General features: G+C 58.9%; 6 protein-coding genes. 3 read left to right on the top strand and 3 right to left on the bottom strand.

Annotated elements, in window-relative coordinates; genetic code table 11:
- The 3 genes from AC3B8H_RS15520 to AC3B8H_RS15510 all read left to right on the top strand — a co-directional run.
- On the top strand, positions 1–374 hold a 374-nt coding region (locus AC3B8H_RS15520; RefSeq protein ID WP_488442451.1), incomplete at its 5' end, for a hypothetical protein.
- Between the two features lie 88 nt (positions 375–462).
- On the top strand, positions 463–1719 hold the full coding sequence (locus tag AC3B8H_RS15515) for a hypothetical protein (protein WP_488442450.1): 1257 nt from the start codon (positions 463–465) through the stop codon (positions 1717–1719).
- Positions 1716–5030, top strand: a complete 3315-nt coding sequence (locus tag AC3B8H_RS15510; RefSeq protein ID WP_488442449.1) for a transglutaminase family protein — start codon at positions 1716–1718, stop codon at positions 5028–5030. The genes AC3B8H_RS15515 and AC3B8H_RS15510 overlap by 4 nt, the downstream gene beginning before the upstream one ends.
- Before the next feature lie 173 nt (positions 5031–5203).
- On the opposite strand, the gene AC3B8H_RS15505 is transcribed toward AC3B8H_RS15510, so the two are convergent.
- The 3 genes from AC3B8H_RS15505 to AC3B8H_RS15495 all read right to left on the bottom strand — a co-directional run.
- On the bottom strand, positions 5204–6817 hold the full coding sequence (locus tag AC3B8H_RS15505; protein WP_488442448.1) for a methyl-accepting chemotaxis protein: 1614 nt from the start codon (positions 6815–6817) through the stop codon (positions 5204–5206).
- 125 nt (positions 6818–6942) lie between these two features.
- A complete protein-coding gene (locus AC3B8H_RS15500) occupies positions 6943–8166 on the bottom strand; it encodes a PepSY-associated TM helix domain-containing protein (RefSeq protein WP_488442447.1) in 1224 nt (407 codons plus the stop codon).
- On the bottom strand, positions 8163–8382 hold a 220-nt coding region (locus AC3B8H_RS15495), incomplete at its 5' end, for a hypothetical protein (RefSeq protein WP_488442446.1). The genes AC3B8H_RS15495 and AC3B8H_RS15500, both read right to left, overlap by 4 nt.

Genomic DNA, 8382 nt, shown 5'->3' with positions numbered 1-8382 from the left:
CATCCGTGGACATCGAGCTTGAAATTTGGGATTTAGATACAAAGCAAATATTCGAGGCTTTGTACAAAGATTATCGTGGGCAAATGATTCGGCTTCTCGAGCACGGGCAGATTCAGTTTTTCACCTCTTACTGTTCTGACATTGTTGGGAAATCGAAAAGCAGCAAATTACCTGTGAAACTCGATGAGTATTTTTCCGACCCTGAGGTTGATAATTGCTTTACCCTCAACATGCCCTGTCCCAGTGGAACCAGCCACTCGGCTGCAATTCGAGCATTCTTGGCGCTTTCTATTCTCTATCTCGCTTGTCGTGCTGGTCTGGCTGGTAAAAGTGCACGATCCTTCCTTGAGAAAAATATTTCGAGGTTGACATGACAATGGCTAACCCATCGGTCGAGAGGGACGCTTTTCGGCGAAGCCGCTCGCGTCCCGCACCTTTACGTTATATTCACGAGGCAATTGGATGATCAACTCACTGATCCACCCCAGGCACGGCGACAAAGCCAATTCGGCCTGGTTCGACGAATTTCTGGTCAAACTGTTGGAAAACCGCGATCGCACCGGCCTGACCGAGATGATCCGCGAAATCGACGCGATGATGATTACCGTCGAGCCGGGTTGCTCAGCCGCTTACGTCAGCGAGCTGGCGCTGATGACGCCCTACCATTATCTGGTGACCTTGGAAACCGAATCGCATTGGACCCATATACTGCGTATCGACATGAATTCGCCCGACCTGCTGGTCCGCGAAGTGCGCGATACCGGTCGCGGCGACATTTTTCGGGCCTTGAACGAAGTCTACCCAATCGGCGCTCACAAGCCCAATTCGCGCTACATGGGCGAGGTGTTCCGGGTCAGCAACCTGCACGAGGTGGTCGAACAACAAAAGTCGCGGGAAATTCGTTTCTTCAACCAGGATCAGATCCGCAAGCTGGGTTTGCCTGGCAACATGGCGATCGTCAAGCCCTCGCCCTACACCCACAACATCGTCGGCTACTGGGAACGGCCGCCCGAGGATTTGCGGGTCTACGCCTTGGGTAACAGCATCATTCGCGACGACGTCAATCGCGGTTATTTGGAAGCCAAGGAGATTCAGGCCGAGCTGGGCCTGGAGCGGCTGATCCAGCCCATCGACCATCTGGCGACGCGGGTGTACAGCCAGAATCGCGAAGTGGCAATCCTGGAATATCTGACCTTGTCCAGTTACTTTTACTGGGGTTCTTACGATATCGCCAATCAGAACTCGTCGACCAACGTCACCAAAAGCATTCACTATGCCGAGGAGAGTTTCAGCCCGGCCAAGGTGTTCACCGCCGCCAATCAACCCTATTTCGTCAATCATTTGGTCGGCCTGCCTTCGCCGACCGAAAACTTCGTCCGCAATTACGGGCCGCGCCTGCATCACGTGGCGCTTGGCGTCGCCGACGGCGATACCGGCGGCCGGGCCAATATCGATTACGTGGTCGATGCGATCCGCGCCAAGGGCAAGGACTTTTTGCTCGATGTGATCGGTTCGCGCGAGGAGGGTTTGAAGCAGATATTTTCCAGCGCCTCCGAGCATTCTTCGTTGATTGTCGAATATGTGCAGCGCTTCGGCGATTTCGACGGCTTCTTCACCAAACAAAACGTCGCCGAGCTGACCCATGCCGCCGGCGTCGAGGAAAACCTGCGGCTGCTCCAAGCGGAAAGCGAAGCCGCCAACCCAGTGGTTACTCCATGAGCATCAAAGTCGCGATCAATCACAAGACCTGTTACCGCTACGACCAATCGGTACAGCTCAGTCCGCACGTGCTGCGGCTGCGGCCGGCCGCGCATTCGCGGACGCCGATCAGCGCCTATTCGCTGACCATCAAGCCGGACAAGCACTTCATCAATTGGCAACAAGACCCGTTCGGCAACTATCTGGCCAGACTGGTGTTTCCGGAAAAAACCCGCGAATTTTCGATCGAAGTCGATCTGATCGCCGAAATGACGGTGATCAATCCGTTCGACTTTTTTCTGGAGGAATACGCCGAAAAATACCCGTTCGGCTACCCGGAACAATTGGCCAAGGAGTTGACGCCGTATCTGGAGGTTAAGGACGACGGTCCGTTATTGGGCAAGTTTTTGAAAACGTTGGACCGGAGCGAGCGCGGCGTCGTCGATTTTCTGGTCGACATCAATCAGGCCGTGCATCAGGCGGTGACCTACTCGATTCGGATGGAACCCGGCGTACAGACCTGCGAGGAAACCCTGGAACGCAAAGTGGGGTCCTGCCGGGATTCGGGCTGGCTGTTGGTGCAAGTGTTGCGGCACATGGGGTTGGCGGCGCGCTTTGTGTCCGGCTATCTGGTGCAACTGACCGCCGACGTCAAGGCGCTGGACGGGCCGTCCGGCACCGAAGAGGACTTCACCGATCTGCACGCCTGGACCGAGGTTTACATTCCCGGTGCCGGTTGGATCGGTCTGGACCCGACCTCCGGCCTGTTCGCCGGCGAGGGCCATATTCCGCTGGCCTGTACCGCCGACTACGTCAGCGCGGCGCCGGTCAGCGGCGGCTTCATCGGCAAGGCCGAAACGTCGTTCGAGTTTTCCAATCGGGTCAGCCGTATTTACGAAGACCCGCGGGTAACCAAGCCCTATACCGATCGGCAATGGGAGGAAATCGATCTGCTGGGCGAAAAGGTCGATGCCGAACTGAGTCTGGGAGACGTCCGCCTGACGATGGGCGGCGAACCGACCTTCGTGTCCATCGACAACATGGATGCGCCGGAATGGAACACCGCCGCCGACGGCCCCGAGAAGCGCAAGCTGGCCGGCAAACTGCTCAGGCGCTTGCGCGAGGTTTTCGCGCCGGGCGGCATGTTGTATTTCGGCCAGGGCAAATGGTATCCGGGCGAACCGTTGCCGCGCTGGCAAATGGCGTGTTTCTGGCGCAAGGATGGCGTGCCGGTATGGAAAAATCCGGCCCTGTTTGCGGACGAAACCAAGGACTACGGTTACGGCCGCGAGCAAGCCGACGCTTTTATCCGTGAATTGGCGAAACGCTTGGGCCTACGCGGCGATTGCATCCTGCCGGGTTACGAAGACCCGTTGTACTACCTGCTGCACGAAGGATTGTTGCCGGAAAATATCGATTTCAGCCATGCCGATTTGAAGGACGATCTGGAGCGCCAGCGCCTGGTCAAGGTATTGAGCGCCGATCTCGGCGCGCCGGCCGGTTACGCGCTGCCGTTGTACTGGGATTATCGCGCCGGCGTCTGGTGCAGCAGTCCGTGGCACTTCAGGCGCGGCGAAATGTTCCTGGTGCCGGGCGATTCGGCGATGGGTTTGCGTTTACCGTTAAACAGTCTGCCGTGGGTAGCGGCGGCGGATCGCGATCCGTTGATCGAACGCAGTTTGTACGACGCGGTGCCGCCGCTGGGCGACATTGATTCCGAAGTCAGCCGCCGCTACAGCAAGACCGTCAAACAAGACCCGCTGCACCCGAACGAAATGGCGTCCGCCGACGATCGCGCGCCGCACGGCGGTGGCTGGACGCCGCACACCGCGTTGACGGTCGAGGCTAGAGAAGGCCGGCTTTACGTGTTCCTGCCGCCAACTCAGGAATTGGAGCACTATCTGGACATCGTTGCCTCGGTCGAGGCCGCCGCCGCCGCGCTGAAAATGCCGGTCGTCATCGAAGGCTACCAGCCGCCGCACGATTTGCGCTTGCTGCGCTTGCCGGTAACCCCCGATCCCGGCGTCATCGAAGTCAATATTCATCCGGCCGCCAACTGGAAGGAATTGGTATTCAACACCACCGCGCTGTACGAACAAGCCAGATTGACCCGGCTCGGTACTGAAAAATTCATGCTGGACGGCCGCCACACCGGCACCGGCGGCGGCAATCACGTCACGCTGGGCGGCATCACGCCGGTGGACAGTCCGATGTTGCGCCGGCCGGATCTGCTGCGTAGCTTGATCACCTATTGGCAGCATCACCCGGCGCTGTCCTATCTGTTTTCCGGCTTGTTCATCGGTCCGACCAGCCAAGCCCCGCGCGTGGATGAGGCCCGCAACGACAGTCTGTACGAATTGGAAATTGCCTTCCAGCAAATGCCGGACGGCGAGGTGATGGCGCCGTGGCTGGTCGATCGCTTGCTGCGCAATTTGTTGGTCGATATGACCGGCAATACCCACCGTAGCGAGTTTTGTATCGACAAACTCTACGCGCCGGGTGCCGACGCCGGCCGCTTGGGGCTGCTGGAACTGCGCGCCTTCGAAATGCCGCCGCACGCTCGAATGAGCTTGATGCAGATGCTGCTGCTGAGAACGCTGGTGGCCTGGTTTTGGCGCCAGCCCTATAAAAAGCCGTTGGTGCGCTGGGGCACCCAATTGCACGACCGGTTTATGCTGCCGCATTTCGTGGCGGCCGACATCCAGGACGTGGCGCGCGATTTGCAAAGCGCCGGTTACGACTTCAAGGCCGAATGGTTCGCGCCGTTTTTGGAATTCCGTTTCCCGCGTATCGGCACATTGCGCGTCGGCGATCTGCATTTGGAATTGCATCAGGCCATCGAGCCCTGGCATGTGTTGGGCGAGGAAATCACCAGCACCGGTACCGCCCGTTACGTGGATTCGTCGGTCGAGCGCTTGCAAGTCACGCTGAGCGGCACGATGGGCGATCGTTACGCATTGACTTGCAACGGTCGCTTGGTGCCGCTGCGCGCCACCGGCAAACAAAGCGAGATGGTGGCCGGTATCCGCTATCGCGCCTGGAATCCGCCATCGGCGCTGCATCCGACAATAGGCGTGCAAGCGCCGCTGGTGTTCGATTTAATCGATACCTGGAATGGCCGGTCTATCGGCGGCTGTACGTATCACGTCAGCCATCCGGGCGGGCGCAGCTACGAGACCTTGCCGGTCAACGCCTACGAAGCCGAGGGGCGGCGGGTCAGCCGCTTTTGGCAACACGGCCATACGCCCAGCGCGACGCCTTTCGACGTGCCGGCGGAGAACATCAACAAAGACTTTCCGTTTACGTTGGATTTGCGCTGGCAAGCCAGATAGCGGACTTGCCAGCGCCAAGCGGCGCGGGCCCGGTCACGTTTGGTTGCCCAAGCTCGGCCGGCCGGCGCATGGTGAGATTCGGTGAGGCGTGGCGTATGCCCCCCGGATCGGAGGTGCAACGCCGCTATTCGGTATAGCCACGCTTTGCGCGGTTCCCAATCGCGCAGTCTCGGTTAAATTTTGAAGCGTTGCGCGGTCTGGCGCATCGCGCTGGCGATGCCGGCCAGATTACGCGACAGCTTGGCGGTTTGTTCGGCCACGCGGCTGTTTTCGTCGCTCATTCTGGCGATCTGTTCGACGTGCACCGCGATTTGCTGGCTGGCTTCCCCCTGCTCGCGGATCGCTCTGGAAATCGCGTTGGCTTCGGCCTCGCTGTCTTGAGTCCGTTCGGTAATCAACTTCACCGAGGTTCCGGCGCCGTCGGCGACGACCACGCCGGTTTCCACCAACTCGACCGCTTCGGTCATCCGTGCCGCGGCATCCTTGACGCCGGCTTGAATGCTGGTGATTTTGACGCCGATGTCGCGGGTTGCCACCGCGGTCCGTTCGGCCAGTTTACGCACTTCGTCGGCCACCACGGCAAAGCCGCGGCCTTGTTCGCCGGCCCGTGCCGCTTCGATCGCGGCGTTCAGGGCCAGCAGATTGGTTTGCTCGGCGACATCGCGGATGACTTGAATAATCCCGGAAATTTCATCGGAGGCGGCGCCCAGATGTTGGACCGAAGCCGAAGTCTGCTCGATGCGTCTGGCGATTTCCCGCATTTGCCGGATCGAATCGGCAATGACTTCGCCGCCGCCGCGGGCGGCATCGCCGGACTGATGGGCCAAGTCGAAAGCGCGGGCGGCGTTCGCTGCTACCTGATTGATGCTGACCGTCAATTCCTCGACCGTCGCGGCCATGCTGGCGGCGGCTTCCGATTGGCGCTCCGAGCTTTGCGACGCCAGATCGGCGGTCGTCAGCAGGCGTTCGGCATTGGCGGCGTTATCCGCGATACCGGCTAGCAAGTCGCGTAGTGCCGCTTGTATCGCGATGGCTACTCGGTTGACGGCTTCGGCAGTTTCGCCGATTTCGTCGTGGCTGCCGACATCGGCCCGCAACGAAAAGTCCAAGCGTTCGGCAATCGCCGTCGTCGTGTTATCGATGCGCCTGAGCCGGGGTACGATGGCTTGAAATAGCCAGGTGTTCAAACCGAGGGCGCTTAGCAAAACGGCTAACGTGACCCCGACGGTCAGTGCTCGGCTGGACTCGATCACTGCATACGCATCCTGTTCGGACTGGTCGGCGTTGGCGAGACTGGCTTCGACCAAGGCGTCTATCGTCGGCAGCAACTCGCGAAAAGCGGAGCGGCCGGCGCCGCGAAAATAACTCAGAGCCGGCTCGTATTGGCCGGACTTGATCAAGGCTTCGAACTGTTGGTGGCTTTGCTGATAGGCTTGCAACTTGTCCCGGTACACGCGGTGGCGGGCGATTTCGTCGGCGCCGGTCAACAGCGGCAGCAAGGCTTGTTCGTGACTTTGCAGGTCGGCCGAATTTTTACTCATCCGGTTTAGCGTTTCGGCAATTTCGTCGGCCGACCGGGTCAGCAACAACTGCGTTTCCCGGTTTCGATAATCGATCAGCGCCGACTTCATTGCCTCGGTGTGGCGGATTTGCGGTAACAAGATGTGGTGGGTGTGTTCCAACGTATCGGCAATGCGATTCAGGCCGACGATGCCGATGCCGCCAACCAAGGCGGTTAACAAAAATACCGCGACGAACGCGAAGATCAGTTTTTGCGAGATGCGCATGCCGTCTGTCCTTAGGCTAAGCGGAAAAATATGACAAGTCGGTCCGATTGGCCGGACCGCTGTTTAGTTTAGCCAAGTTTGCCCACCACGAAACAGTCGGGAAGACGGGGCGCTTCAAGAGGGCATCAACTCGGATGGCGTTTGGGCCGTCGTTTCTGCCGCCAGCGAATGAAGCCGGTGACAAACAAAACCGGGCAGGCCAGACCAGTCAGGAATACCAAAATCCGCCCGGTCATCCCAAAGGCCTGTCCGGAATGCAGCGGCCATTGCCAATGGGTGAAAATTTCGCCCGCCGTGGCGCTGGGCAGGCTGGGGTCATCCCGGTCCAGAATCTTGCCGGAGTAACGATCGATCACCGTGCAACGGCGCTGCAAAAGGCTGCCGGGTGCGGCGACGCCGTCCTGGCAAACGGTATAGGTTTTGGTGGGCTCGGCGGCGCCATAAATCCAGTGCGGCCGGCCTTGCGGATATTGTTGGAAGGCAATCGCCACCGCCTGGTCCATGCCGATCGCCGGGGCATTGGGATAAGGCGGATTGGACTGAAACCAATAGCGATAAGTCACCGGCGAAAACAGCTCTAAAACCGGCACCACGTTATGCGGCAACACCATATAAATCCCGGAAAACAGCACCGGAATCATCACCAGCAGCGTGTAAAAACCGCTGGTTTTGTGCAGATCGTAATTGAAACGCACCTTGCCGGGCTTGGCTTTGAACGTCAGGGCATTGCGCCACTGCCCGGTCAGCGGCCACCAGACGATCAGGCCGGTCAGCGTCGAGACGATCAACAGAGCCGCCGAGACCCCGACAATCACCGCGCTGATGTCTTCCGACGGGATCAACAAGGCGTAGTGCAATTCGAATACGCAGTCGATGAAGGTAGCCGGCAGCCACTCGCCGGAACGATTCAACAGCATCTTGCCGGTGACTTGGGCGGTGTAGGGATTGACGCCGACAAGCCAGCGCTCGGTTTCCGTGTCTGAGGTCGGAAATTGGTAACGCAGTTTGAATGCCGCGTTGTCATTGCGCGGGTACACCGAAAACACGTGTTTCGCGTTCGGCGACATCACGGTTTTACCGGCGGCGAAGATGTCCGCCAACGGCCGGTATTCGCCATCCGCGGGTCGTTCGACCGTCAGTAAGTCCGGATGCAGCCACTCGTCGATCTCGGCGTAAAAAACCAGAAAGCTGCCGGTGACGCCGTAAATCGACAACAATAAGCCCAGAGTCAAACCCAGCCACAAATGCACGTCCAACCAGCGTTTGCGGCGGGCTTTCAGCCGAGACAGGGCGGGATTTTGTGGCGTTGCCGGAACGGTTGATGGCGAGGGTGGGTGAACGGCGGTCATGGCAAGCGCAAAGCGGTCATATAGTGAATGGGGAAATCGGTATGGAATCGCCCTCTTTTTGAAACATCCGCTTGATTCCGGTTGATGCGTCCAAGGCGCTTGGAAGGCGGAACCAACAAAAAGCAACGATTCCTGACTATGACGTTTGGAGTTGAAAATTCCTCAGTCTTTTGTATGTTTTTCAGCCATGCCCCGTAATAGCGGGGCATGGCTGAC

Source organism: Methylomonas sp. BG-2 (assembly GCF_057766305.1).
This window is presented reverse-complemented; position numbering and strand designations above follow the sequence as displayed.

Excerpts from the sequence above, each read along its gene's own strand:
- AC3B8H_RS15515 (WP_488442450.1), top strand. The coding sequence starts at position 463 with ATGATCAACTCACTGATCCACCCCAGGCACGGCGACAAAGCCAATTCG.
- AC3B8H_RS15510 (WP_488442449.1), top strand. The coding sequence starts at position 1,716 with ATGAGCATCAAAGTCGCGATCAATCACAAGACCTGTTACCGCTACGAC.
- AC3B8H_RS15505 (WP_488442448.1), bottom strand. The coding sequence starts at position 6,817 with ATGCGCATCTCGCAAAAACTGATCTTCGCGTTCGTCGCGGTATTTTTG.
- AC3B8H_RS15500 (WP_488442447.1), bottom strand. The coding sequence starts at position 8,166 with ATGACCGCCGTTCACCCACCCTCGCCATCAACCGTTCCGGCAACGCCA.